Below are 23,049 nucleotides of genomic sequence, written 5' to 3'. Positions count from 1 at the left end.
AGATGATTCTCCGTGAGACTAAACCATTTCAATTATTCTTTCTTCACTTTTGGCAAATAAAAAATAATCGATCACCATCTCTACTTCCATCCAATTTAAAATCTGAACATATATTCAATAACTGAAAACCTGCCGAGGTAATTTGCCGTTCAATCTCGCTGACTGAATAACCTCTTTGAACATGCTGCTCATCAAAACGTTCATAAACGTCCTCCGATTGTAAAAAAAAGGTTAAATCATGAACAACCGTGTCATTCATATCCCCCGGGTCGCATAACCATATATAGGATATATCATCATAAACTTCAGCAAATGTCTCACCTAAGAGATGATCTTGAATGTGATGAAGAGAATGAACGTCGAAGATAAACAGTCCTGAATCAGTCAAACTGTGATATGCATTTTTAAAAACTCTTTGCAGGTCTTCCTCTGTAGTTATATAATTTAACACGTCGCAAAAGCTGACGATACAATCGAAGTTCTCCAGTCCTTTTAATTCACGGATGTCCTGGTGCAGCCAATTAATTTTAGTTCCCGGGCTCTTTTGGGCAGCTAATGATAACATCTCTTCCGACAGATCCACTCCGGTTAACTGAAAACCAGCCTCGCTTAAGCGACATGTGATTTCTCCGGTGCCACAGCCTAAATCCAGAATCGACTGAATATCAGGATGGTATTGGTTTATAATTTTCTGCGTCAAGCTCACCCATTCTGAATAAGGAGCATCAGCCATAAGCTGATCATATACCTCAGCCATTCTTCCGTAGCTCATAGCAATTAACTTTCTAAGCCTTCGACAAATACCGTAGAGGCATCTCCCCAAAGACGCTCCAAGTTGTAATAGTGGCGCTCATCTTTATGGAAAACGTGACACACGACATCATTCAGGTCTACGAGAACCCAACGTGCCTGGTCAAACCCTTCCATCCTTTTAACTTCTATTCCAACTTTTTCAGCCTGTGCCTTTAACTCTCTGGCAATCGCTTGCACCTGACGTTCATTTGAACCTTCGCAAATCAGAAAATAATCGGCAATTAAGGAAACATCGGACATATCAAGTACCACGATATCCTCTGCTCTTTTTTCATCACATGCCTGAGCGGCTAATGTTACTAATTCCTTGCTTTCCATGGTCTTCCTCCCTTATTCATCCTATTCTTTATCTGTAACTTTCACCTGTTTATATACCTATATAAAATCATTATATGCATGCAGTGTGTCAGGATAAACAGTTCGGTCTTTGCTTACTAAAAATGAGATGGTATTTTTTAAGGCCATTAAGCAGGCTTGATCTAAATTTTCCTTCGCTATAGATCTCACTTCATCTACACCTGGAAAATCTCTACCAGGCTCAATATAGTCCGCTAAAAATACAACTTTGTCCATCACACTCATATGCTTTTTACCAGTAGTATGAGCACTTATGGCCGAAATAACAGCCTGGTTATCCAAGCCAATTTCTCTTTCAAGCATGAGAGCTCCTACGGGTCCATGCCATAATTCATGATGGTAGTCCAGTAAGTCTTTCGGTAATCGACGGTCTTCTGCAATCCACCGCTTCATTAAATCTATGTCTTTGTACTTAGCATAATCATGAAGTGCGGCTGCTAATTCGGTAAGCTTTCGGTCTGATCCATATTTTTCTGCGAGTTCCACAGCTGTATCGGTGACTCGGACTGTATGTTCATACCTCGATTGTTTTAAGTGAGGCTTAACATAAGCGAGTGCTTCCTCTCTAGTCAGATTCATACAATCGATGCTCCTTTATAAACTGATAGACATTATCCGGCACTAAGTACCTGATCGACTTACCAACAGAGGCCCGCTCTCTTATGAGAGAAGAAGAAATTTCAAGCAACGGAATCTCCACATGATAAACCGGTATCTTCCCATCCCAGTCATAGCCCGGACGCGTGACTCCTACAAATTGGACCAGCTTTCCAAGTTCCTCGATGTTATGCCATTGTGAGAGACTTGCCACCATGTCGCCTCCGATAATAAAGTAAAACTTCACTTCTTTATTCGAACGAGTCAACTCCCGCATGGTATCTATGGTATAAGATTTTCCTTTGCGATCTAATTCCACTGAAGAAACCTTAAAATGGTTATTTCCTGCCACCGCTTGTTCAACCATTTGGAGCCGTTCTTCTGAAGACACTGCTGCTTTCTGCTTGTGTGGCGGCAGGTGAGACGGAATAAACCAGATCTCATCCAGCTCCATTTCATTATATACATATTCAGCCATCACCATATGCCCGTGGTGAGGAGGATCAAATGTCCCACCCAATATCCCTATGCGCCTCATAGACAAGCTCCTTTATGGCAGAATAAGCTGCTTGTTCTCTTGTGACTCTTTGTAGAGGATTATGGTATTCCCAATTAATTGCACAATCTCTGCCCCGGTTTGATCAGAAATTTCATTTGCCACCGCTTGATTATCCTCAAAACAGTTTTGTAAAATACTCACTTTGATTAACTCGCGTTTTTCTAATGCTTCTTCAATTTGCACTGTCATATTTTCATTTACGCCCGCTTTACCCACTTGAAATATCGGCTGAACCGCATGGGATTCTGAGCGTAAGAATTTTTTTTGCTTACTAGTCAGCATGGTGTACCCCTTTCAATTTATCTTCGAATTCTTGCATCATTTGGGACGTTTCTAGTTTTTTATTGGTCCAAACTTGAAATGAATAAACCGCCTGCTGCCATAACATTTCGTGTCCAAAATGTAAGCGTGCCTTTTTTCGCTCAGCTTCCAGAAGAAACTGGGTTTCCATCGGCCGGTAAACAATATCACTTACAATAACATTCTCTTTCAAGTTGTCCAGACTGATAATTTGGGCATCAGTGTCAGGGTTCATACCAACAGAAGTCGTTTGAACTACGAAATCATAGTTTGCTAATTGTAAGGCGGCATCTTCCAAATTCAGTGCTGAGGATTTCACCTTTAAATTTAACTCCTCAATCAAGGCCGCTGCTTTATCTACAGTTCGGTTTGCCAAGTCAATCTTCAAGCATCCCGCGTCTGCCAAAGCGAAGAAAATTCCTCTGGCAGCACCTCCGCTCCCTAGAATTAACACACGAGTATCAGGAAAAGACAAATCAGGAAAGCGATTTTTGATGGAATGAACGTACCCGATGCCATCCGTATTATATCCAATCCATCGGCCATTCTCGACCTTTACCGTGTTCACTGCTCCTAAATGGTTGGCAGCCTCATCTGTTTCGTCTAAGTAGGGAAGTATTTTTTCTTTGTATGGGATCGTTATATTAAAACCATTGAGAGAACTTTTCTTTAATTTTTGAATTTCCTGATGAAAATTCTCTGGTTTTATTTCCAGTAACTGATACTCTCCTTCTAGCCCGCTTTGGGCAAGTAACCGGTTATGAATCCAGGGAGACAGGGAGTGCCCCACCGGATATCCGATTAATCCAAGCTGTAACAAATTTCATCGCCTCCTATATCAGAGATTCGCGCAGAGATACTTTGACCCCTTTTGGTGCATATACTGTCACAGAAATATTTCCTTCAGGCACCGTTACCCAGCCTAAACCTGAGAATACAATATCTATCTTGGGCTCATTGATTCTAAAGGTATGCTTGTCTAATTCAGGCAGCTGCTGGATGGTCTTCTTATCCGGCGGCGATAGTAATTCACCTAAATGATTTTTATATAAATCATCTGCTTTTTCAAGTTTCGTCCGATGGATAGTTAGCTCATTGGAGAAGTAGCAAATAAACGAACTTCTCTCCCCCGCATCAAAATCCAGCCGGCCTAGACCTCCAAAATAGAGCGTTTGCTGCTCGTTCAGCTGAAAGACTTTAGGTTTTACTTCTTTTCTAGGGGTGATAATTTTAAGATCCTGATCTGAGACATAATGAGCCATTTGATGACGCTGAATTACTCCAGGAGTATCGTACAAAGAACTTTGCTCATCCAGAGGGATATCAATAAAACCAAGTGTCGTTCCTGGAAAGTAAGATGTAGTGATCGCTTCATTCACCCCGGAAGTGTTACGAATTAAGGTGTTTATAAATGTGGATTTCCCCACATTGGTTGTTCCTACCACATAGACATCTTGGTCTTTTCGATATTTATCAATCGCCTTAGAAAGTTCTTCTATTCCCTGGTTTTTTTCAGCAGAAATTAAAAAAACATCTTCCACAGAAAGCCCCTGATCCTTTGCTGCCCTTCGAAGCCAGTCTTTCATTTTTCTGTGGTTAACTGATTTCGGCAGGACATCCATTTTATTTCCTACTAATAAAACGGGATTGTTACCTGTTAATCGTTTCAAACTTGAAATAAAGCTGCCATTAAAATCGAAAATATCGACTAGCTGAACTACAAGACCTTGGTTTTCGCTGATTTGATTTAACATCTCTAAAAAGTCATCATCGTGGTAAGGGACATCTTGAACCTCATTATAATGCTTCAGTCGAAAACACCTTTTGCAAATGATATCTTCTCTTTGCATCGCCGATTTCGGTGCATAGCCTGGAAGCTCAGGATCTGTCGTTTGTATTTCCACTCCACAGCCCTGACATTGAATTTTACTCATGAATCATTTCTCCTATCCCAGGTTAATTTTCCTTTACGTTCCATCCAGTCTAATATTCTTCTTTCAATTTTCCGGTTAAACCGAGTGAAGAACCCATCTGTTTGTGCAATTGGAACGACTAATATGGTATGAAATCCAGCTAAATTCCCGCCTAGTACGTCTGTGAGTAATTGATCTCCAATTACAACAATTTCATCTTTTTCTAATTTCATTTCCTTCTGGGCTTTTTTAAATGCTTTGGATAACGGTTTTCTTGCACTATGAATAGAGCGAGTATCCAGAGGCTTGGAAAATAGCCTGACCCTGCTCTCGTTGTTATTTGATGCAATCGTAACTTGAATTCCATGCTCGCTCAGCAGGTTGAACCAATCGATGATTTCATCGGTAGCATCTTTAACATCCCAGGCAACGAGTGTATTATCCAAATCGGTAATAATACCTTTTACACCATTAGCTTTCAAATCGCTTGGTTTTATATCAAACACACTGGAATAGTGTTCATTCGGTAAGAAATTATTTAACATCCATATTTCACTCCACTCTAGGCAATAACCTTGAAATCTCCCTACTTATCATAAACAAAAATAAGACAGGATTCAAAGCTGAAGATAAATTCCCCTTAACTTTATCCATGTCCTTGTCCCTCAAGATGATCCTCATTAATGAAAACAGAAACAAAATTGACGAATTAGAGCTCCCATTCCTTGAATGATCCATTCTTGCAGTAGCTGTCCGCGTAAAGTGCAGCTCCCTTACCTCACGTCCGCCGAATCAAATAAAAAGACCACTTCTTATTTTTCCTAATTTCCAAATCCTCATTAGTACAAAAATCGTTCGACAATTACTGACAACCCCGACCTGTGGATAAGTTTATACACAGTTTCCACACTCATTCACCATTGTTACCACTACACTTGTGTAATTTAAGCGAACAGTTATCTACATTTGCTTGTAGATAAACCCTGTATTGTGACGAATTTAGGATCGTGGTAAGGTTAAATTGCATTATAAAAAAGGGTGTAATGAATCTAATTTATACAGGAGGTGGCTGTCACTGAGTGACAGAGGTATGAAACAATTATCTGATGCTCTGTTAATACAATCTTACCACAAAGCTATTGAGCTCAATCTCTCCGAAGAATTCATTTGCCAAATAAAAGAAGAGATTAAGGAAAGATCGATCCAGCATCTAATAGAAAAATATGTTAGCCATGTTGGTTAACAACTTAAATAGAGGATCTAAGATACCAAAAACTGAAATTAATCTGAGACAAACTGCCAGTCAATGACTCTGGGAGAAACAGTGTTGTTATAAGAGTAGCAATAAACAAAGCTGCCGCTTCATTTCTGGCAAAACCCGAAAATGCCCGAACCAATGGAAATAAATGGTTCGGGCATTTTCGTTGTACAAATTAAATTTGCTCTTCCTGCACGAAAAAAGTTTGAGTAAAATTGATGAGTTTCTACTTATTTAATAGGAAAAGTGTAAATCCTGTCATTTAGCCAAGAATAATGGTATTCAGTTGAATGTTTTGTTGTTTTTTGATTACAATTGAGTGAATAACGTTTATTAATTTTTTCACATAGATCAAATGAAGTTATTTCGAGGAGGAACATCTAGATGCTGCTGGCTGTATTACTGCCTTTTATTATTGCCATTATTATCCCATTTCTAAGTAAATGGAAGTATAAAGTTCACACGGGTTACTTGGTGACAGTCGTTCCTGTCATTGTATTTATTTATTTTTCTCAATTTCTTGGCCACGGGTTTGAACCTGTCCAAAGGTACTACAGCTGGATGCCGTCCTTAAACATCGACATCTCATTTAATTTAGATGGGCTCAGCTTGTTGTTTGTGCTGTTAATCAGCGGGATCGGGGCTTTAGTTGCCTTCTACTCTACTTATTATTTACATACCTCAGAACAGCTGGGCCATTTTTATGTGTATTTTCTATTATTTATGGGTTCCATGCTAGGGGTTGTTCTTTCTGACAATATTTATGTGTTGTACTTCTTCTGGGAACTAACCTCTTTATCTTCATTTCTGCTAATCGGTTTTTGGCATTTTAAAGAATCCTCGCGCTACGGGGCTTTAAAATCTATGTTGATTACGGTATTTGGAGGACTGAGCATGCTTGGGGCTCTCGTGTTTATGAATGTAATCACAGGGACAACCAGTGTGCAGCAGATGATTTCCCAACAGGAAGCGATTCTCAACAATGAGTATTTCCCCTTCATTCTTGTGTTGCTATTGTTAGGGGCTTTTACTAAATCTGCTCAATTTCCTTTTCACATTTGGCTTCCCGATGCAATGGAAGCTCCCACTCCAGTTAGTGCGTATTTGCACTCCGCGACAATGGTTAAAGCTGGGATATATTTAGTAGCAAGGTTTTCTCCTATGCTTTCCTCATCGGAATGGTTCTTCATTATCGTGTCCACAGCTGGGATTGTCACTTTATGCTGGGGCTCTTATATGGCGGTTCGCCAGACCGATTTAAAAGCTATCCTTGCCTTTTCCACGATCAGTCAACTCGGAATGATCATGGCCATGCTTGGATTTGGTACAGAAGCAGCGGTATTTGCCGCCATGTTCCATATTTTAAACCACGCGACCTTTAAAGGGAGTTTATTTATGGTTGCCGGGATAGTTGATCATGAAACAGGTGTCCGAGATATTAGAAAACTGGGCGGACTTATGAGCTTTCTGCCAATCACAGCAACGCTAGCTCTTTTTGCTTCCTTTTCGATGGCAGGCGTTCCTTTACCGTTTTTAAATGGATTCTATAGTAAGGAATTATTTTTTCAAGCAAGTAACGATTTGAATAATGTGCTGACCGGATATGCAGGATTCTTACAATCAGCAATTCCGTATCTCGCAGTTTTAGGAAGTATCTTTACATTTGTTTATTCTATGTATTTCTTTTTCGGAACCTTTCGAGGAAAAGCTCAATTAGATAAGCTAGCTAAGAAACCGCATGAAGCGCCCGTTGGCATGCTGCTATCCCCGATTGTTCTGGTAGCTGCCGTAATTATCATTGGTTTATTTCCTCACTTAATTAATGAATCATTTATTGCTCATGCGGCAGAAGCGGTAAGCGGTATCGCCTCTACACATCATATTGTTTTCTGGCACGGAATTAAGCCTGCTTTAATCATGTCTTTAACCGTGGTAGTTTTCGGAACTATTTTGGTGCTTTCCCTGCCAAGCTGGAGGTTTCTCTACACTATTGTGCCAGGGCCTCTTAGTCTGAATAAATTTTACGATGGCATGGTCTATCGAGTCGAACGCTATTCAGAAAAGATAACGAAAGGTTATATGAATGGTTCACTCAGCCGATACGTTCGATTAATACTAATTGCGATTATGATCGTCACGTTTGCGATTATGGCTTTAACCAACGGGTTTACGATTGAATTCGATAATCTCTCTTCCGTTACCCTGCCGGAGATGTGCGTGGCAGTGATGATGGTCTTGGCAGCGGTTGGCACCATCCTGACCAATAACAGGATTGCTGCGATTCTCATACTAGGTGTCGCAGGTTACGGTTTATCAATTTTGTTCGTGCTATACCGAGCTCCTGACCTTGCTTTGACCCAGCTTATAATTGAGACAGTTACAGTCGCTCTGTTCCTGCTGGCTTTTTATCACCTCCCTGATTTGAAAAAGAAGAAAGAAAGTATAGGGATAAAAGCGATGAATTTAATAATATCGATAGGCTTTGGATTATTAATGACTATGGTTGCTATTTCTGCTCACAGCAGTAAATGGTTCGATTCGATCGCAGAATATTTCATTCACACTTCTCATGAATTAGGTGGGGGCAACAACATCGTGAATGTCATTCTCGTTGATATGCGTGGGTTGGATACAATGTTCGAAATTACTGTACTTGGAATTGCTGCCATGGCTATCTACGGGCTTATTAAACTTCGCGGCAATAAGGAGGATGAATAATTATGGAAATCATTATGGCCATCCTTGCAGGTATATTATTTACCACTGGTATATATAACCTCCTCCAAAAGCAGCTGCTTCGGATAATCATTGGCACAGGATTAATTTCACACGGAGCTCATCTGTTTATTTTAACAATGGGAGAGCTTAAACGCGGTGCCCCCCCTATCCTTAAGGAGGGCGTAGAAAACTATACGGACCCGCTCCCGCAGGCCTTAATCCTAACGTCTATTGTTATCAGTTTTGGAGTAACTAGTTTATTGCTTGTCCTGGCTTATCGAGCATCTAAAGTTAATGGTACAGATAATATGGAGCAATTAAGGGGTAACGATTATGAGTAATTTAGCAGTACTACCAATTATCCTGCCACTGCTGGCGGGCATCTTATTGGCATTCTTCCATAAAAGAATAAAATTTGTACGAATTTCCGCTCAAGTAATTGCTGTGATAAATTTAATAGTGGTAGCTTGGATTTTCTGGCAAGTTCACACCAGTGGATCGATAATTTTAGAAACGGGAGATTGGGCTGCTCCTTATGGAATCGTACTGGTGGCAGATGTTCTTTCCATTACACTCGTCTTAACCACGAACATCGTTGCTGTGGCCTGTGTGTTTTATGCTCCGCAAACCTTATCTGAAAAACAGGAGCATTATTATTTTTACAGCTTATTCTTTTTGTTAATTACCGGGGTAAGCGGAGCTTTTATTACAGGAGATTTGTTTAACCTATTTGTATTCTTTGAAGTTCTTTTAATGGCTTCTTATGGCTTAATTGTTCTAGGTAATGGCAGAGTTCAGCTTAGAGAATCTATTAAGTATGTACTAATTAATCTATTTTCTTCGATGCTGTTTGTTACAACTGTAGCGTTTTTATATTCGGTCGTCGGTACCGTGAACATGGCGCAAATTGCAGAAAGGGTACAGGAAGTTGATCAAAGTGGAATCCTTACTACAATTGCTATTCTGCTGTTTTTCGTGTTTGCTACTAAAGCAGCGGTTTTCCCTTTGTATTACTGGCTCCCAAGCCCTTATTCGGTACCTAACCCTGTGGTTTCCGCGCTGTTTGGCTCGCTGTTAACTAAAGTGGGAATCTACTCCATCTTAAGAGTCTTCACGCTCATTTTTGTTCAAAATATCGATCTGACCCATACATTATTTATTTATCTTGCGGCATTCACGATGATCTTCGGGGTTATAGGGGCGATGTCCACAAATAATGTGAAATTAATCATTGCTTACAATATCATCCCTGCCGTCGGATTTATGCTGATGGGCATTGGAATTTTCACGGTAACTTCTGTAAGTGGAACCATTTATTATTTAATCCACGACATGGTCATTAAAGGTGTGCTTTTCTTATTGATCGGGGCAATCACTTACGCTTCAGGAACTTCGGACTTAAGAAAAATGAAAGGATTAATTCATCATTATCCAGTGCTTGGCTGGTTTTTCTTTGTTGCTTCTCTTGTTCTGGCAGGACTCCCGCCGTTTAGCGGCTTCATTGGAAAATTACTGCTTTTACAAGGCGGCCTAGCTGAAGAGCAGATTCTAATAGTTGTGGCCGCTCTAGTCTCCAGTCTGCTTATCCTCTTCTCAATGATCCGCATTTTTGTGCAAGGGTTCTGGGGAGAAAAAGGGGAACTGGTCAAACCGGAAAGGAAAAAGAAAACAACGCGTATGGCCTGGCCCATTGGTCTATTGCTTTCGCTATCGGTGTTACTTGGCGTAGGCGCAGAATGGTTTTACCCATCTGTGGAATCCATTGCTCAATATTTAATGGATCCTCAAATCTATATTGATTCTGTACTAAAGGAGTAGACGTCAATGCCCTTTCAAATTGTATTAAATATCATCATTGCGGTCATGTGGATGTTCCTGAGTGAAAGCTATTCATTTTCTACTTTCTTTGTAGGATTTCTGTTAGGAATGGCCTTATTGTTTGTCTTCCAGCGCTTTATTCCTGATTCTTTTTACATGATTCGTGTGTGGAAAGTAATTAAATTAATTCTCCTGTTTGTTAGAGAGTTAGTTCTGGCTAACGTGGATATTGTAAAGCTTGTCTACAAACCCAAACTGGATATTCAGCCTGGCATATTTGCGCTTCCTATTGAATTAAAAAGCAACTGGGAAATCACTTTGCTTGCAAATCTAATCACATTAACCCCTGGAACTCTTTCCATTGCGGTTAGTGAAGATCATCGCACTATTTTCGTTCACGCAATGGATGTACCCGACGTGGAAGAATCCATCAATGAAATTAAGGATACTTTTGAAAAAGCCATCATGGAGGTGACGCGGTAATGGAACATCTTTTGGACATCACCCAGAATTTAATTTACATTACCACCATTATTTCCATTATAGGGATTTCCATTTCGATCGTTCTCTTATTGTACCGAGCACTTGCCGGGCCCACTAACCCCGACAGAGCTGTGGCTCTTGACACTATAGGAATTAATTTGATGGCCTTAGCAGGGTTAATCGCCATTCTGCTTGTTACCACGAAGTTCAATGATGTTATTCTTCTTATTGGAATTCTGTTATTTATCGGTACGGTAGCTTTGGCGAAATTCTTGGAAAAGGGTGTTATTATTGAACGGGACGTGGATTAACGTAGTATTCGATCTTACCATTTGTTTATCACTACTCATCGGTACTTTTTTTATTATCTCAGGTTCGATTGGTATATTAAGGTTCCCCGATGTATATGCCAGGCTCCATGCTGCTACAAAAAGCTCCACGCTCGGTGTCGCAGGCATTATGATAGGTGCCTTCCTTTACTTGTATTCAGAGTATGACATTGTCAGCGGCAAGCTTCTGCTTGGCATATTATTTGTTCTGTTGACAGCTCCTGTATCAGGACACATGATTGCAAGAGCAGCATACCGCAGCGGGGTTCCATTATGGGAAAAAAGCGTAAAAGACGATTATTATTCAACCGTATATAAAGAGGATAAACAAAGTAAGATATCTAGAGAAGACTAAGCATGGCCTGGCAGCCATGCTTTTTTTATGCCTTCTTGATTAGTATTGATTCTTTTTATTAAGGAACAAGCACAGAGCCCTCCAATCGCACATACATATGTGTTAGGCAGATGCCTAAATAATGAGGAGGTGCGCATCTTATGAGCAGTATTATCGCTTCTATCTTGTACTTCTTTAAAGAATCACTGTTTTTCATGTCCTACGTAAAGAATCAAGCGTTCCCAAGCCCCTTGTCTCCAGAGGAAGAAGCTAAGCAGCTTAAGTTGATGCAAGAAGGCAGTCAAGATGCTCGAGATAAGCTGATTGAACATAATCTTCGTTTAGTGGCACACATCGTGAAAAAATTTGAAAATACGAAAGAAGATTTTGAAGACCTTATATCCATAGGAACGATAGGATTAATAAAAGGCATAGAGAGCTATTCTACGGGGAAAGGAACAAAATTGGCTACCTATGCTGCTAGATGCATAGAAAATGAAATCTTGATGCATCTACGTTCCACTAAGAAGATGAATAAAGACATATCCCTTCAAGATCCCATTGGTCATGATAAAGAAGGTAATGAATTGAACTTACTCGACATCCTTCAGGCAGATTCCGTAGATATTGTAGAGGAAATTCAGCTCCATATGGAACTTGAAAAGATTAAGGATTTCATAAATATTCTTGATGAAAGAGAAAAAGAAGTCATTATTTACCGTTATGGACTAAACCAGGAGGACGAAAAGACACAACGGGAAATCGCCAAAGAACTAGGAATCTCCCGGAGCTATGTCTCTAGAATTGAAAAACGTGCACTGATGAAGATCTTTCACGAATTTTATAAGCAAAGTAAACAAGGAAAAAGCAGATGACTACTAAATATGATTAACAAATAAGCTCACACGGACTAAACCGTGTGAGCTTATTATTGCTGTTGCTGTATTTGCTGCCATTTCTTAATTTTTAATGAAAAGAGTAATGCTGTACATAAACCAAAAATAACGAGTGGCAGCAGGTACAAGTATGCAGTACTCTGATATTCATAAATACTAATCAAGGACCCTACATATAAATAGCTGCTAAGTATCAGCAGAGTCATAGTAAATCTCTTAAAGTCAGAAATCTTTTTGCTCATCCATTCGGAAGATTTCATAACCGCCACCTCCTGCACAATTAAAATTGTACCATATCTGCCTCAGCGTTTCGGTGGTAATTATTGTTATTACAGAGAATCAACCATGGCCATAATCATGATAGCAGCGTTTTCTGCAGCTAATGGGAGAAACTGTTCAAAGGATATTTCGGACTCTTTCCCAGCGATGTCTGACAAGGCACGTATCACCACAAATGGAGTATTATATTTATAACAGACTTGGGCAATGGCAGCCGCTTCCATTTCTGCAGCAATCATATCTGGAAACTTATCCTGAACAAATTTCACTCGGGTTTCGTCTTGCATAAAACTGTCCCCTGTAGCGATAATTCCTCGGGCAGCTTTCGCCTTGGTGCCGGCGACAGCATCTATGGCATTCGTCATTAATCGGTCATCTGCTTTATACATCGGTGGCATGCCCGGTACTTGTCCATACTCATAGTCAAATGCCGTAACATCAACATCATGGTGGGTCACTAAACTTGAAATGACTACATCTCCCACCTCAAGTTCATCGGCAAAACCACCGGCTGAGCCAGTATTGATCACCATATCAATATCATATCTCTCATGAAGCATTGTCGTTGCCATAGCGGCATTTACTTTACCTATCCCAGACTTTAGGAGTACAACATCTTTCCCTTTCAGCACTCCTTCAATAAATAGAGTTCCAGCAGCCTCCACTTTATTCGCAACGTTCATATTGCGTTCTAGTAATTCAATCTCTTCATCCATTGCGCCGATAATTCCAATCATGGCTGACTTCCTTCCTGCTAATGGTTTTCTATTATTTGTATTTATTGCTTTTTAAAGCTTCGAGCATCGTTGGCTTATAGCCTTTTCCTTCTACCCATTCCACATGAACGCGATACGTTTGCTTCTCTGCGTCATCTGAAACTGTAGCCACTACTTTCTGCGGCCCGTTTCCATCGACCCACCAAGTAATCATACTATTAGCAGGGATCCCTGTTGCTTCACTTACAGCTTGCAGCAGCTCCTGCCAATCCTGAGAATCATCATTAGACCAATTAACGGAATGATCACCTGAAATTTTCTGCTTAGTAGCTACAGGTTTCCAGTCCTTCTTAATAACTCGTTCCACATTAGAATCTGAAGAATCTTCTTCCACGGTCAAGTCGTCCCCGGAATTTTTATCTTTTTGTGATTTATCTTTTTGGTCTCCGTCACTATTTTTACTTTCATCACTTTGAGAATCCTCTGATGAATTGTTATTTTCATCGGTATTGTCAGAGGCATTATTTTTTTCTCCGTTAGAATCGCTGGAATCCGTACTAGATGAATCGCTGTCGGATTTTTGGTCAGCAGATTGGCTGCTCTGGCTGGATGGTTCAGCTGAGCCGGCACTATCATCTCCGCCAAAGAAAACGAGCGATAAAAATACCACGACTACGAGGGCTGCTAATCCAGTAAGAACAGCCATTATTCGTTTCCATTTCCTTCTGTTTTCAAATCGATCTGTCCGTGAATTTGATGGTTTATTGTCTGGCATCGATCTTCTCCTCCTTTAATTCGCTGTATATTATACAGGATCAAGCACAAGTTACCAATGCGTCCTTTGTACCCAAAACTTATTGAATTAATCGGTTAGAACTAGAGAAAAAGGCAGGGAAAATTCCCTGCCTTTGACTTTCTTATTGATCTACCGTAATGATTTTTACGTCAATTTCTCCGCCCGGGGTTGCCACGGATACTTCATCTCCAACGACATGACCAATCAGACTTTGAGCCATAGGAGAATCATTCGAGATCTTCCCTTCAAATGGATCAGCTTCTGCACTACCCACGATTTTATAAGTTTCTTTATCGCCATTTGGAAGCTCTTGAAAGGTAACTGATTTTCCTAATGAAACCGTATCTGGGTTATCATTATCATTTTCGATAATTACTGCATTACGAATCATGTTTTCAACTTGAGTAATTCTTGCTTCTACAAACGCCTGCTCGTCCTTAGCAGCATCATATTCAGAGTTCTCAGAAAGATCTCCAAACCCTCTTGCAATTTTAATGCGTTCTACGACTTCTTTACGGCGCTCCGTTTTTAAATGATGCAGCTCGCTCTCTAATTTCTGCTTGCCTTCTTCTGTCATGTAATAGCTTTTTTCTTCTGCCATTCTTACACCACTCCTTTAATTACAACAGTATGCGGTTTCCTAAATATAAGGAAATGAGCTGTACATAGATGTAAGCTCATCTGATAATTACTATAACTGTATCAAGATTATAGTGTCTCTAGAACTACTATTCAAAACTATGCCAGATTTTTTACAACTTTTCAACTATTTTCTTTACTCAAGGTTTGACCTTTTTCGTAAAGTACCGTTTGAATTTTAGCAGCCATTAAGTCAATAGCTACATGATTCTGTCCGCCTTCCGGAATAATAATATCAGAATAGCGTTTGGTTGGCTCTACAAATTGCAAATGCATCGGCCTGACTACATTAATGTATTGTTCAATCACTGAATCCAGTGACCGGCCGCGTTCATTAATATCACGCATCATACGGCGGATGATGCGGACGTCAGCATCCGTATCAACGAATACTTTAATATCCATTAAATCACGTAATCGTTCGTCTTCAAGGACAAGGATTCCTTCGACAATGATTACTTCTTTAGGTTCAATGTGGATCGTTTCCTCTGATCTGGTATGCATCTTGTAATCATAGACTGGTTTTTCAACCGGTTTCTCATGGATCAATTGTTGAAGATGCTCTATAAGCAGATCATTATCGAAAGCCAGCGGGTGATCATAATTTGTTTGTAATCTTTGTTCAAAAGGAAGGTCACTCTGATCCTTATAATAGTAATCTTGTTCCAGCATTAAAATGGTCTTATCAGCAAAACGCTGAATAATAGACCGTGTCACACTAGTCTTACCAGATCCCGTTCCTCCTGCAACTCCAATTACGACAGGTTTATCAGTCATGCTAAAGGATACTCCTTTCATCCCGATGAATTCATCTCTTTTTTTAAAATCATTATCTCACCTTAAGTACTGGATGAGTTTCTTACCGTTAACGCAACTCCGTCCCCTATAGGAACTATCGTTGTGCTGAAATCCGGATGTTCCATCAGCTTTTGGTTAAAATTTCTAATCTTTCCAGCTAACTTAGCCATACGTGCCGATGCCTGGTCAGGTGCCGCTACATATCCTTTAAATAATACATTATCAGATATAATCAATCCATTCTCTGTAACTAAGGGAGAATACAATTTGAAAAACTCTTCATATTTGCCTTTTGCAGCATCAATGAATAATAAATCATACGGCCCTTCTTTTTTAACTTGTTGTTGTACTTCCAAAGCGTCTCCAAGAATTATTTGAATTTTTCCTTCGTCACCAAACTTCTTTACATTTTCAAGTGCTTCTTTATATCTAACCTCGTCTCTCTCAATAGAAACAATGTGGCAGTCGGGGTAAGCTTCAAGCATACGCAAAGCCGAATATCCAATAGCCGTACCTACTTCCAGAATTCTTTTCGGCTGCTTAATTCGTACCATTTGCATAAGAAAATGAATACCTAAGGGTTCCATAATTGGAACGCCATTCTCCTCAGCATATTTTTCCATCTGGTGGACGTCTGGGGCAGATTTAGAAACCAATGATTCCAAATAGTTCTTATCCTCCATATTAAATCGTCCTTTCAGTCACCAATTTTTCAACCCTATTATTTTAACATATAAAAAAGCAGGAATGCGAGTGATGACTTGCATTCCTGAAATGTTTTTCTAATTAATATACTTTTCTTTGAAATTGTTATGCTCTTTTAACGTTTTTGCATAGTGAATTTTACCATCACTATCTGCCAGGAAATAAAGAAAATCGTTATCGGCAGGATTAGCTACGGCCTCTAAGGAGTTTTTGTGGAAATTTGAAATGGGGCCAACTGGCAATCCACTGATTTTATAAGTATTGTAAGGTGAATCCACTTTCAGATCTTTAGATAATACTTTTTCTTTCCACTTATCCTGAGCATAAAGGACGGTGGGATCCGTTTGAAGCCTCATGTCTTCATCTAATCGATTATAGAAGACCTCGGCAATCTTCTTACGATCTTTTGCATTCCTAGCTTCATTTTCTACTAAGGATGCCATCGTTACGCCTTCATGAATCGTCATATCCTTTTTAGCAAACGCCTGTTTATAAGGCAATATCACAGACTCACTTTTCTGGATCATGGATTCAATGATTTGATCAAGCGAAGGATCACTTACGTAGTAAGGATAAGTTGCAGCAAACAAATATCCTTCAAGAGGTCTTTTGATTTTTTTATCAAGGATGACTTTGTCTAATAAAGCTGGATGCTTTTTAATTAAGCTTTTCACATAATCTTTATCATTGACTTTGTTGAGAAATTGCTTCTTTGAAATGTTATCAAATTGATTCCCGTAAATTTCTGCAATTTGATCTAAAGTCTTCCCTTCTGGAATAGTTACTTTAGCTACAGCTTTTTTCATTAACTGACCTTCTTGCAATGAATCAATAATCTCATCTAAAGTCATGGAAGAAGTAAATTGATAATTTCCAGCTTGGAAACCTGATTCATTATTAAATTTTGTATAAAATCTAAATATCAGATCATTTTTTATGATATCATTTTTCTCCAGAATTCCTGCTATAGCAGAAGTAGTAGAACCAAGGGGAATTTCTACTTGTTTTTGAGTATTATCATCAGGGTCGACAGGTTTTAAAGCAGATTTCACATAGAGGTAACCTGAAAGACCTCCTACTACAATTCCTATTACAAGTATGGATAGAACTATTGAAACTATTTTGCGAACCGTGCTAGCTTCTTTAGAACGATTAGCCAGTCGTTCTTTGTATTTTTTCTTAAATTTTGAATCCGACAACAGACTTCCTCCTTCCATCCGGTACATTATACTATAAATAAGGATAACCTTTCTACGACTTTCCACAAATTCCTACATAACCCGGCATTTTATATGTAAAATGAACATTTCCAAAACCGCAAAAAAGTCTGCAGCCGCTTGGCTGCAGACTTCAGTGTCATTTAAATGTACTAAGCTAAATCCTCATCTGTAAGGGTATTCAGCATTTCTTCAACCATATCCCATTCTTCTTCTGATTCAATTTGGAACAATGATAAATCATCTTCTTCGTTACCTTTTTCTTCATAACGAAAGGCAAACACTTCTACCTCGTCACTTTCTTTCTGTTCAGCAGGAACCACTGCCATGTAGGAATGTCCTGTCTGGTCTACATCAAAAGTAAAAAGCACTTCAAATAAATGCTCTTCCCCATTTTCATCTGGTATTACAATTCTCTCTTCTTTCTCTATAGCCATTGATATGCCTCCTCTTATTGTTTAGCGTCCATATAACTTTGCAAAATCATAACTGCTGCCATTTTATCAATGACTTTTTTTCTTTTCTTTCGACTAACATCAGCATCAATAAGTACCCGCTCCGCCGCCATCGTCGTGAGCCGCTCATCCCAAAGATGGACATCCATCTTAAATTCTTCCTCAAGCCATGAGGCAAAAGCCTGGCTTGCTTCTGCACGAGGGCCTATAGAACCATTCATATTCTTAGGGAAACCTATCACAGCTTCGGTAATTTCATGCTGAGTGATAATTTCACGGAGAGGTTCCTTTGCTGTTTCAAAGTCTGGTTCTTTCCAGCGCAAGGTCTTTAGTCCTTGCGCCGTCCACCCTAAAGCATCAGAAATAGCGATGCCTATTGTTTTTTCACCTACATCCAGACCAATCTTTTTCATTCAACGCCCTCTTTATTTTTATTCTCTTTCAAATAAAACTTAACCAATTCTTCAATTAATTCATCTCTCTCAAGTTTCCTTATTAGATTTCTTGCATCCTGGTGACGCGGAATGTAAGCTGGGTCCCCTGAAAGCAGGTACCCGACAATTTGGTTAATCGGATTATAGCCCTTCTCTTGCAGAGCGCTGTGCACCGATAATAATACAGACCGGACATCCTGATCAAAAGGTTCTTCCGAAAAATTAAATCTCATTGTTTTATCCATTGAGCTCATCACAGTCACCTCGCACTTATTAGTGTTTCCTCTATTATATACCTAATTAGTACTTAAGAAAAATTAGGAGTTTTGATTGACATATTCTTTGGCAAAGCGAAGCGCTTCTGGAATTTTCGAAGCATCTTTGCCCCCTGCCTGGGCCATATCCGGACGGCCGCCGCCACCGCCTCCGCATCTAGTAGCTGCTTCTTTAATTAAATTTCCTGCATGATATCCTCTTTCGACTAAATCTTTGGAAACCCCTGCAATTAATTGAACTTTTTCCCCATTTGGAGCAGCAAGCAAAATAATTCCTGAGCCGATGTTTTGTTTCAAATCATCGACCATCGTTCTCAGAGCATTCTTATCTTTTACTTCTACTTGCTTCGCCAGGACGTTAATTCCGTTAACCTGCTCAACTTCATCCATTATGGAAGAAGCTTCAAGATTTGAAATCTTCGCCGTTAAGGAATCTTTTTCTCTCTGCAGTTCTTTTAAATCCTTCTGCAGTCCTTCAATTCTTTCCGTAACCTTATCTGGCTGAGTTTTCAGAAGTACTCCTACTTGTTTGAGCACGGCTTCTTTCTCATTCATATATACATAAGCCTCTTTGGCAGTCACTGCTTCAATCCTTCTAGTTCCAGCGCCTATCCCCGATTCGGAAACTATTTTGAACAAGCCGATTTCTGCCGTATTAAGAACATGACACCCTCCGCAAAGTTCAAGGCTGTAATCTCCGACTTGCACCACTCGTACTACATCTCCATACTTTTCGCCGAAAAGCGCCATAGCTCCCTTTTCTTTTGCTTCCTGAATAGAATTATATTCAATTGAGACAGGTAAGGATTTCCAAACCTTCTCATTCACTATGGTCTCAATTTGCTCTATTTCATCTTGACTGATGGAACCAAAATGAGAGAAGTCAAAACGGAGCCGATCAGTGGCTACTAAAGAGCCAGCCTGGTTCACATGATCTCCCAGGACATCTTTTAATGCCTGATGTAGCAGGTGGGTCGCCGTATGGTTTTTGATAATAAAGGAACGGGAGGATTGATCCACCTCTGCTCTTGCCTGTTCCCCTTTTTCTATCCTGCCGGTTTTCACGGTTGCTTCATGCATATTCTGCCCATTTGGAGCTTTCTGGACATTCGTTACTTCAAGCGTGCCATTCGGTGTCTGGACATACCCCTTATCTGCGATTTGACCTCCGCTTTCAGCGTAAAACGGCGTTTGATCAAGGAAGAAATAGACGGTATCCCCTTGTTCTGCTGTATCTGCAAATTCTTTTCCTTTAATTAATTCAACAATTTCTGCTTTTGTTTCCATTTGGTCATAGCCAATAAATTCACTATCTACATGAACTTCTCCAAGGACCCCTTCTTGAATTTGCATGGAATCTGTTTTCTGTCTAGCGTTTCGAGCCCGTTCCCGCTGCTGCTTCATTTCTTGTTGAAAGCCTGCTTCATCAATCGTGAATCCTGCTTCAGCAATGTACTCTTCAGTTAATTCTTTAGGAAATCCATACGTATCGTAAAGACGGAAGACTTCCGTACCTGGAAAAACGTTACTGCCTTTGTCAGACTCCTGCTTTATGATAGTAGACAGGATAGCCAGTCCATCATTAAGAGTTTCATGAAAACGTTCCTCTTCTGTTTTAATAACGGTCTGGATAAATTCTTGCTTGTCTTTAATTTCCGGATAAAACGCAAGCATAATCTGAGATACTTCAGGCACTAACTTATACATAAATGGTTTATCAATACCAAGCTGCTTGGCAAAGCGTACCGCCCGTCTTAACAAACGGCGAAGTACATACCCACGGCCTTCATTGGAAGGCAGTGCTCCATCCCCCACTGCAAAGGTGACGGTTCTCATGTGGTCGGCGATCACTTTAAATGCCACATCATTTTCTTGGTTTTTACCGTATTGATCATTTGAAATTTTTTCTACAGCGTGAATAATAGGCATGAATAAATCAGTCTCGAAATTGGTCGGAGTTTCCTGAATCACACAAACGATTCGTTCCAGCCCCATACCGGTATCTATATTTTTCTTTGGAAGCGGAGTATAGGTATCATCTGGGTTGTGGTTAAATTGAGAAAATACTAAATTCCAGATCTCAAGATACCGATCATTTTCTCCGCCTGGATACAGTTCTGGATCAGAGGGATCATTTCCAAACTCCTCTCCTCGATCATAGAAAATTTCTGTATTAGGACCACTCGGGCCTTCGCCGATGTCCCAGAAATTTTCTTCCAGGCGTATGATTTGTTCTTCTTTCACTCCTACCTTTTCTTTCCATAAGTTATAAGCCTCGTCATCCTCGGGGTGAACCGTCACGGATAGCCTGTCCTTATCGAATCCGATCCAATCTGGACTCGTTAGAAATTCCCAGCCCCATTCTATCGCTTGTTCTTTAAAATAATCTCCAATTGAAAAATTACCAAGCATTTCAAAAAACGTATGGTGTCTGGCTGTAAATCCTACATTTTCAATGTCATTTGTCCGTATGGATTTTTGCACATTTACAATTCTTGGATTTTCAGGTATTACGCGACCATCAAAATACTTTTTCAATGTAGCTACTCCACTATTAATCCACAGGAGTGATGGGTCTTCATGAGGGACCAAGGAAGCACTTGGTTCTACACTGTGCCCTTTCTCCTTAAAGAAATCTAAATACATTTGTCGCACTTGAGCGGATGTTAATTGTTTCATTATCTGAATCCTCCTTAAATTATCGAAATGGATGCACCTCAGCAGCCTTAACTTCATGTAATCATCCCAAGCCGCAGAAGTCTTTCAACCGAGTGAAGACCTGGGTATTCAAATTTCAGTTATTAACGATATTTCCAAATGAACGAAAAAATCCCGTCCCTGCGCAACGGCAGGGACGGGAGCTTTAAAAAAACCGCGGTACCACCCTGATTATAGACAACAATCATCTATCACCTCATACGCCAATAACGAGGCGTGACACCGGCGGGGATTAACCGCACTCTGGAATAGCTTTCAACAAATCACCAGCAGGATTTCTCCCAGCCTAATGGAAATCCCTCTCTTAGAAGTGATGCCTGTTTACTTTTTTCCTTCATCGTGTTTATTCGTCCATATAGTTCGATATGGGTAATTATAGTGAACAAGCCCTTATCTGTCAACGTCAAGCCTTCCAAGTTTAATTTCATGAATGATGGCTTTTAGACAAGTAAGTGCAGGCACGGCTAATATCATACCTGGAATACCCGCAAGCTCTCCTCCAGCAATTAAGGCAAAGATGATGAGAAGAGGATGGATATGAATGCTCTTTCCCATAATGTACGGCGATAAAAGATTGCCTTCAAGGACTTGAATTACAGTAATGGCTATTAAGGCAAAAACTAAAGTTTTTACAGACACAGTGATGGCTACGATTAAAGCAGGCACCGCCCCTAACAGCGGTCCAAAATACGGAATAATATTCGTTATCCCTGCTATAATCCCCAGAACTAACGGGTAAGGAAGCCCCGCCAGCCAAAAGCTTATCGACGCCAGTACTCCTACAAATAAACTAATGAGAAGCTGACCTCGAATATATCCACCTAAAGAGCGACTTAGTTCTTTCCCAAGACGGGTGCCTTCCTCGTGCCATTTTCTAGGCAGGAGTTTAATACATGCTTGGAAAATCAGCTTATCATCTTTCAAAAAATAAAAAGTCATGACCGGGATCACGGCAATTAACAAAATTAAATCAAAAATTCCGCTCATGCCTGTTAGAACAATCATCAAACGAGAACTCAGCCAAGCTTCAAAATTAGAGAAACTGCCGTCTAATTTGTGATGAATGCCATCCGGCAGCCGTTCGGTCTGAGCATAAATCTGTTTTGTCCATCCCTGGTAAGCTTCGGTTAACTGAGGAAGCTGATCACTTAATAACTTCAGCTGTTCTATTAATTTAGGATAGCCTCTATAAATCCCAAACCCTGCAAGCGTAAAAAACACAGCAAATATTAATAAAATCGCCCACCCCCGCTTTATCCCTATCTCCTCAAGCAGATGGACAAGCGGGTGAAGCAAAAGAGATAAAACAATGGCGATCATAAAAGGCAGAAAGATCTTACATGCCATTATTAAAATATGGTCATAATAGGGAAACAACCAGGCTAGCAGCAACAGAAACAACAAGATAAAGAAGGAAATAGTCAGCCTTCTAGTCCACAGATTTCCGCGGTCCCCCATGATAATCTAAGACCCTTGCTGATAGAAAATATCATTTAATGAACTTAAACTTCCATCTTCCTCTATTTGATTGATATTCATTTTGCCATTCTCAATGGAAAGCTCCAGGCAGCAGTTCCAGCAATAATACTGATCATTGCCAATTCGGCCGAGATTCTTATTGTTACAATTTGGACATCTCATA

At 40.0% G+C, this 23,049-nt stretch carries 29 protein-coding genes and 1 other annotated feature; of the genes, 8 read left to right on the top strand and 21 right to left on the bottom strand.

What is annotated here, in order from left to right:
• Nucleotides 1-43: 43 nt before the first annotated feature.
• From Q7A53_RS01345 to Q7A53_RS01310, 8 genes are read right to left on the bottom strand one after another with little or no spacing between them, the layout of a single operon-like run.
• Nucleotides 44-757, bottom strand: coding sequence for a class I SAM-dependent DNA methyltransferase (locus Q7A53_RS01345; RefSeq protein WP_411787311.1), 714 nt, complete (start codon nt 755-757; stop codon nt 44-46).
• 20 nt (nt 758-777) lie between these two features.
• Nucleotides 778-1,131, bottom strand: coding sequence for a ribosome silencing factor (gene rsfS, locus Q7A53_RS01340; RefSeq protein ID WP_411787310.1), 354 nt, complete (start codon nt 1,129-1,131; stop codon nt 778-780).
• Between the two features lie 57 nt (nt 1,132-1,188).
• Nucleotides 1,189-1,749 (bottom strand): bis(5'-nucleosyl)-tetraphosphatase (symmetrical) YqeK, encoded by a 561-nt coding sequence (gene yqeK / locus Q7A53_RS01335; RefSeq protein WP_411787309.1) that lies wholly within the window; start codon nt 1,747-1,749, stop codon nt 1,189-1,191.
• Nucleotides 1,736-2,305: a nicotinate-nucleotide adenylyltransferase gene (locus Q7A53_RS01330; protein WP_411787308.1), complete on the bottom strand. Its 570-nt coding sequence runs from the start codon at nt 2,303-2,305 to the stop codon at nt 1,736-1,738. The genes yqeK and Q7A53_RS01330 overlap by 14 nt, the downstream gene beginning before the upstream one ends.
• 12 nt (nt 2,306-2,317) lie before the next feature.
• Nucleotides 2,318-2,608, bottom strand: coding sequence for a ribosome assembly RNA-binding protein YhbY (gene yhbY, locus Q7A53_RS01325; RefSeq protein WP_411787307.1), 291 nt, complete (start codon nt 2,606-2,608; stop codon nt 2,318-2,320).
• Complete coding sequence (gene aroE / locus Q7A53_RS01320) at nt 2,598-3,446, bottom strand: shikimate dehydrogenase (RefSeq protein WP_411787306.1); 849 nt, start codon at nt 3,444-3,446, stop codon at nt 2,598-2,600. The genes yhbY and aroE overlap by 11 nt, the downstream gene beginning before the upstream one ends.
• Before the next feature lie 13 nt (nt 3,447-3,459).
• The gene (yqeH, locus tag Q7A53_RS01315) at nt 3,460-4,560 is read right to left on the bottom strand and encodes a ribosome biogenesis GTPase YqeH (protein WP_411787305.1); all 1,101 of its coding nucleotides are present in this window, start codon (nt 4,558-4,560) and stop codon (nt 3,460-3,462) included.
• Complete coding sequence (locus Q7A53_RS01310; protein WP_411787304.1) at nt 4,557-5,084, bottom strand: YqeG family HAD IIIA-type phosphatase; 528 nt, start codon at nt 5,082-5,084, stop codon at nt 4,557-4,559. The genes yqeH and Q7A53_RS01310 overlap by 4 nt, the downstream gene beginning before the upstream one ends.
• Nucleotides 5,085-5,629: 545 nt before the next feature.
• On the opposite strand from Q7A53_RS01310, the gene sda reads away from it, so the two are divergent.
• The 8 genes from sda (at nt 5,630) to sigK (ending at nt 12,354) form a co-directional block, all read left to right on the top strand.
• Nucleotides 5,630-5,782: a sporulation histidine kinase inhibitor Sda gene (gene sda / locus Q7A53_RS01305; RefSeq protein ID WP_411787303.1), complete on the top strand. Its 153-nt coding sequence runs from the start codon at nt 5,630-5,632 to the stop codon at nt 5,780-5,782.
• Nucleotides 5,783-6,181: 399 nt separating this feature from the next.
• Nucleotides 6,182-8,515 carry a hydrogen gas-evolving membrane-bound hydrogenase subunit E gene (mbhE, locus tag Q7A53_RS01300; protein WP_411787302.1) on the top strand — a complete coding sequence of 778 codons (2,334 nt, stop codon included), beginning with the start codon at nt 6,182-6,184 and terminating at the stop codon, nt 8,513-8,515.
• Between the two features lie 2 nt (nt 8,516-8,517).
• Nucleotides 8,518-8,856 carry a Na(+)/H(+) antiporter subunit C gene (locus Q7A53_RS01295; protein WP_411787301.1) on the top strand — a complete coding sequence of 113 codons (339 nt, stop codon included), beginning with the start codon at nt 8,518-8,520 and terminating at the stop codon, nt 8,854-8,856.
• Nucleotides 8,849-10,333 carry a Na+/H+ antiporter subunit D gene (locus Q7A53_RS01290; RefSeq protein ID WP_411787300.1) on the top strand — a complete coding sequence of 495 codons (1,485 nt, stop codon included), beginning with the start codon at nt 8,849-8,851 and terminating at the stop codon, nt 10,331-10,333. The genes Q7A53_RS01295 and Q7A53_RS01290 overlap by 8 nt, the downstream gene beginning before the upstream one ends.
• Before the next feature lie 6 nt (nt 10,334-10,339).
• The gene (locus Q7A53_RS01285) at nt 10,340-10,816 is read left to right on the top strand and encodes a Na+/H+ antiporter subunit E (RefSeq protein ID WP_411787299.1); all 477 of its coding nucleotides are present in this window, start codon (nt 10,340-10,342) and stop codon (nt 10,814-10,816) included.
• Nucleotides 10,816-11,127, top strand: coding sequence for a Na(+)/H(+) antiporter subunit F1 (locus tag Q7A53_RS01280; RefSeq protein WP_411787298.1), 312 nt, complete (start codon nt 10,816-10,818; stop codon nt 11,125-11,127). The genes Q7A53_RS01285 and Q7A53_RS01280 overlap by 1 nt, the downstream gene beginning before the upstream one ends.
• Nucleotides 11,108-11,500: a monovalent cation/H(+) antiporter subunit G gene (mnhG, locus tag Q7A53_RS01275; RefSeq protein WP_411787297.1), complete on the top strand. Its 393-nt coding sequence runs from the start codon at nt 11,108-11,110 to the stop codon at nt 11,498-11,500. Before Q7A53_RS01280 ends, mnhG begins: the two co-directional genes overlap by 20 nt.
• A 140-nt stretch (nt 11,501-11,640) precedes the next feature.
• Nucleotides 11,641-12,354, top strand: a complete 714-nt coding sequence (gene sigK, locus Q7A53_RS01270) for an RNA polymerase sporulation sigma factor SigK (RefSeq protein ID WP_411787296.1) — start codon at nt 11,641-11,643, stop codon at nt 12,352-12,354.
• Between the two features lie 53 nt (nt 12,355-12,407).
• On the opposite strand, the gene Q7A53_RS01265 is transcribed toward sigK, so the two are convergent.
• The 13 genes from Q7A53_RS01265 to Q7A53_RS01205 all read right to left on the bottom strand — a co-directional run bounded on the left by Q7A53_RS01265 (nt 12,408) and on the right by Q7A53_RS01205 (nt 23,048).
• The gene (locus tag Q7A53_RS01265; RefSeq protein WP_411787295.1) at nt 12,408-12,635 is read right to left on the bottom strand and encodes a YrhC family protein; all 228 of its coding nucleotides are present in this window, start codon (nt 12,633-12,635) and stop codon (nt 12,408-12,410) included.
• A gap of 69 nt (nt 12,636-12,704) precedes the next feature.
• The gene (gene mtnN / locus Q7A53_RS01260; protein WP_411787294.1) at nt 12,705-13,391 is read right to left on the bottom strand and encodes a 5'-methylthioadenosine/S-adenosylhomocysteine nucleosidase; all 687 of its coding nucleotides are present in this window, start codon (nt 13,389-13,391) and stop codon (nt 12,705-12,707) included.
• A 31-nt stretch (nt 13,392-13,422) separates the two neighbouring features.
• Nucleotides 13,423-14,145 (bottom strand): YrrS family protein, encoded by a 723-nt coding sequence (locus tag Q7A53_RS01255; protein ID WP_411787293.1) that lies wholly within the window; start codon nt 14,143-14,145, stop codon nt 13,423-13,425.
• A 142-nt stretch (nt 14,146-14,287) separates the two neighbouring features.
• Nucleotides 14,288-14,767, bottom strand: coding sequence for a transcription elongation factor GreA (greA, locus tag Q7A53_RS01250; RefSeq protein WP_411787292.1), 480 nt, complete (start codon nt 14,765-14,767; stop codon nt 14,288-14,290).
• Nucleotides 14,768-14,928: 161 nt separating this feature from the next.
• Nucleotides 14,929-15,582 carry a uridine kinase gene (gene udk / locus Q7A53_RS01245; protein ID WP_411787291.1) on the bottom strand — a complete coding sequence of 218 codons (654 nt, stop codon included), beginning with the start codon at nt 15,580-15,582 and terminating at the stop codon, nt 14,929-14,931.
• Between the two features lie 62 nt (nt 15,583-15,644).
• Nucleotides 15,645-16,286, bottom strand: coding sequence for an O-methyltransferase (locus Q7A53_RS01240; RefSeq protein WP_411787290.1), 642 nt, complete (start codon nt 16,284-16,286; stop codon nt 15,645-15,647).
• Between the two features lie 99 nt (nt 16,287-16,385).
• Nucleotides 16,386-17,507 carry an endolytic transglycosylase MltG gene (mltG, locus tag Q7A53_RS01235; protein WP_411787289.1) on the bottom strand — a complete coding sequence of 374 codons (1,122 nt, stop codon included), beginning with the start codon at nt 17,505-17,507 and terminating at the stop codon, nt 16,386-16,388.
• Between the two features lie 170 nt (nt 17,508-17,677).
• A complete protein-coding gene (locus Q7A53_RS01230; protein ID WP_411787288.1) occupies nt 17,678-17,962 on the bottom strand; it encodes a DUF1292 domain-containing protein in 285 nt (94 codons plus the stop codon).
• A gap of 14 nt (nt 17,963-17,976) precedes the next feature.
• Nucleotides 17,977-18,393, bottom strand: a complete 417-nt coding sequence (gene ruvX, locus Q7A53_RS01225) for a Holliday junction resolvase RuvX (protein ID WP_411787287.1) — start codon at nt 18,391-18,393, stop codon at nt 17,977-17,979.
• Entirely contained in the window at nt 18,390-18,668 is a 279-nt protein-coding gene (locus Q7A53_RS01220; RefSeq protein WP_411787286.1) for an IreB family regulatory phosphoprotein, read from the bottom strand. Before Q7A53_RS01220 ends, ruvX begins: the two co-directional genes overlap by 4 nt.
• Before the next feature lie 63 nt (nt 18,669-18,731).
• Entirely contained in the window at nt 18,732-21,368 is a 2,637-nt protein-coding gene (gene alaS, locus Q7A53_RS01215) for an alanine--tRNA ligase (protein ID WP_411787285.1), read from the bottom strand.
• A 168-nt stretch (nt 21,369-21,536) separates the two neighbouring features.
• Nucleotides 21,537-21,754 (bottom strand) — a binding site (T-box leader).
• 43 nt (nt 21,755-21,797) lie between these two features.
• Nucleotides 21,798-22,865, bottom strand: a complete 1,068-nt coding sequence (locus Q7A53_RS01210; protein WP_411787284.1) for an AI-2E family transporter — start codon at nt 22,863-22,865, stop codon at nt 21,798-21,800.
• A gap of 6 nt (nt 22,866-22,871) precedes the next feature.
• Nucleotides 22,872-23,048: a hypothetical protein gene (locus tag Q7A53_RS01205; protein ID WP_411787283.1), complete on the bottom strand. Its 177-nt coding sequence runs from the start codon at nt 23,046-23,048 to the stop codon at nt 22,872-22,874.
• Between the last annotated feature and the right edge of the window lies 1 nt (nt 23,049).

The organism is Halobacillus rhizosphaerae, from assembly GCF_046719735.1.
GTDB classification, from domain to species: Bacteria; Bacillota; Bacilli; order Bacillales; family Halobacillaceae; genus Halobacillus_B; species Halobacillus_B rhizosphaerae.
Note: the sequence above shows the minus strand (reverse complement) of the source record. Positions and strands in the feature narration are given on the sequence as shown.

Bases quoted from the DNA above. Each gene is read 5' to 3' on its own strand.
- Q7A53_RS01345 (WP_411787311.1), bottom strand. From the start codon at position 757: ATGGCTGAGGTATATGATCAGCTTATGGCTGATGCTCCTTATTCAGAA.
- rsfS (WP_411787310.1), bottom strand. From the start codon at position 1,131: ATGGAAAGCAAGGAATTAGTAACATTAGCCGCTCAGGCATGTGATGAA.
- yqeK (WP_411787309.1), bottom strand. From the start codon at position 1,749: ATGAATCTGACTAGAGAGGAAGCACTCGCTTATGTTAAGCCTCACTTA.
- Q7A53_RS01330 (WP_411787308.1), bottom strand. From the start codon at position 2,305: ATGAGGCGCATAGGGATATTGGGTGGGACATTTGATCCTCCTCACCAC.
- yhbY (WP_411787307.1), bottom strand. From the start codon at position 2,608: ATGCTGACTAGTAAGCAAAAAAAATTCTTACGCTCAGAATCCCATGCG.
- yqeH (WP_411787305.1), bottom strand. From the start codon at position 4,560: ATGAGTAAAATTCAATGTCAGGGCTGTGGAGTGGAAATACAAACGACA.
- Q7A53_RS01310 (WP_411787304.1), bottom strand. From the start codon at position 5,084: ATGTTAAATAATTTCTTACCGAATGAACACTATTCCAGTGTGTTTGAT.
- sda (WP_411787303.1), top strand. From the start codon at position 5,630: ATGAAACAATTATCTGATGCTCTGTTAATACAATCTTACCACAAAGCT.
- mbhE (WP_411787302.1), top strand. From the start codon at position 6,182: ATGCTGCTGGCTGTATTACTGCCTTTTATTATTGCCATTATTATCCCA.
- Q7A53_RS01295 (WP_411787301.1), top strand. From the start codon at position 8,518: ATGGAAATCATTATGGCCATCCTTGCAGGTATATTATTTACCACTGGT.
- Q7A53_RS01290 (WP_411787300.1), top strand. From the start codon at position 8,849: ATGAGTAATTTAGCAGTACTACCAATTATCCTGCCACTGCTGGCGGGC.
- Q7A53_RS01285 (WP_411787299.1), top strand. From the start codon at position 10,340: ATGCCCTTTCAAATTGTATTAAATATCATCATTGCGGTCATGTGGATG.
- Q7A53_RS01280 (WP_411787298.1), top strand. From the start codon at position 10,816: ATGGAACATCTTTTGGACATCACCCAGAATTTAATTTACATTACCACC.
- sigK (WP_411787296.1), top strand. From the start codon at position 11,641: ATGAGCAGTATTATCGCTTCTATCTTGTACTTCTTTAAAGAATCACTG.
- Q7A53_RS01265 (WP_411787295.1), bottom strand. From the start codon at position 12,635: ATGAAATCTTCCGAATGGATGAGCAAAAAGATTTCTGACTTTAAGAGA.
- mtnN (WP_411787294.1), bottom strand. From the start codon at position 13,391: ATGATTGGAATTATCGGCGCAATGGATGAAGAGATTGAATTACTAGAA.
- Q7A53_RS01255 (WP_411787293.1), bottom strand. From the start codon at position 14,145: ATGCCAGACAATAAACCATCAAATTCACGGACAGATCGATTTGAAAAC.
- greA (WP_411787292.1), bottom strand. From the start codon at position 14,767: ATGGCAGAAGAAAAAAGCTATTACATGACAGAAGAAGGCAAGCAGAAA.
- udk (WP_411787291.1), bottom strand. From the start codon at position 15,582: ATGACTGATAAACCTGTCGTAATTGGAGTTGCAGGAGGAACGGGATCT.
- Q7A53_RS01240 (WP_411787290.1), bottom strand. From the start codon at position 16,286: ATGGAGGATAAGAACTATTTGGAATCATTGGTTTCTAAATCTGCCCCA.
- Q7A53_RS01230 (WP_411787288.1), bottom strand. From the start codon at position 17,962: ATGGCTATAGAGAAAGAAGAGAGAATTGTAATACCAGATGAAAATGGG.
- ruvX (WP_411787287.1), bottom strand. From the start codon at position 18,393: ATGAAAAAGATTGGTCTGGATGTAGGTGAAAAAACAATAGGCATCGCT.
- Q7A53_RS01220 (WP_411787286.1), bottom strand. From the start codon at position 18,668: ATGAGCTCAATGGATAAAACAATGAGATTTAATTTTTCGGAAGAACCT.
- alaS (WP_411787285.1), bottom strand. From the start codon at position 21,368: ATGAAACAATTAACATCCGCTCAAGTGCGACAAATGTATTTAGATTTC.
- Q7A53_RS01210 (WP_411787284.1), bottom strand. From the start codon at position 22,865: ATGGGGGACCGCGGAAATCTGTGGACTAGAAGGCTGACTATTTCCTTC.
- Q7A53_RS01205 (WP_411787283.1), bottom strand. From the start codon at position 23,048: ATGAGATGTCCAAATTGTAACAATAAGAATCTCGGCCGAATTGGCAAT.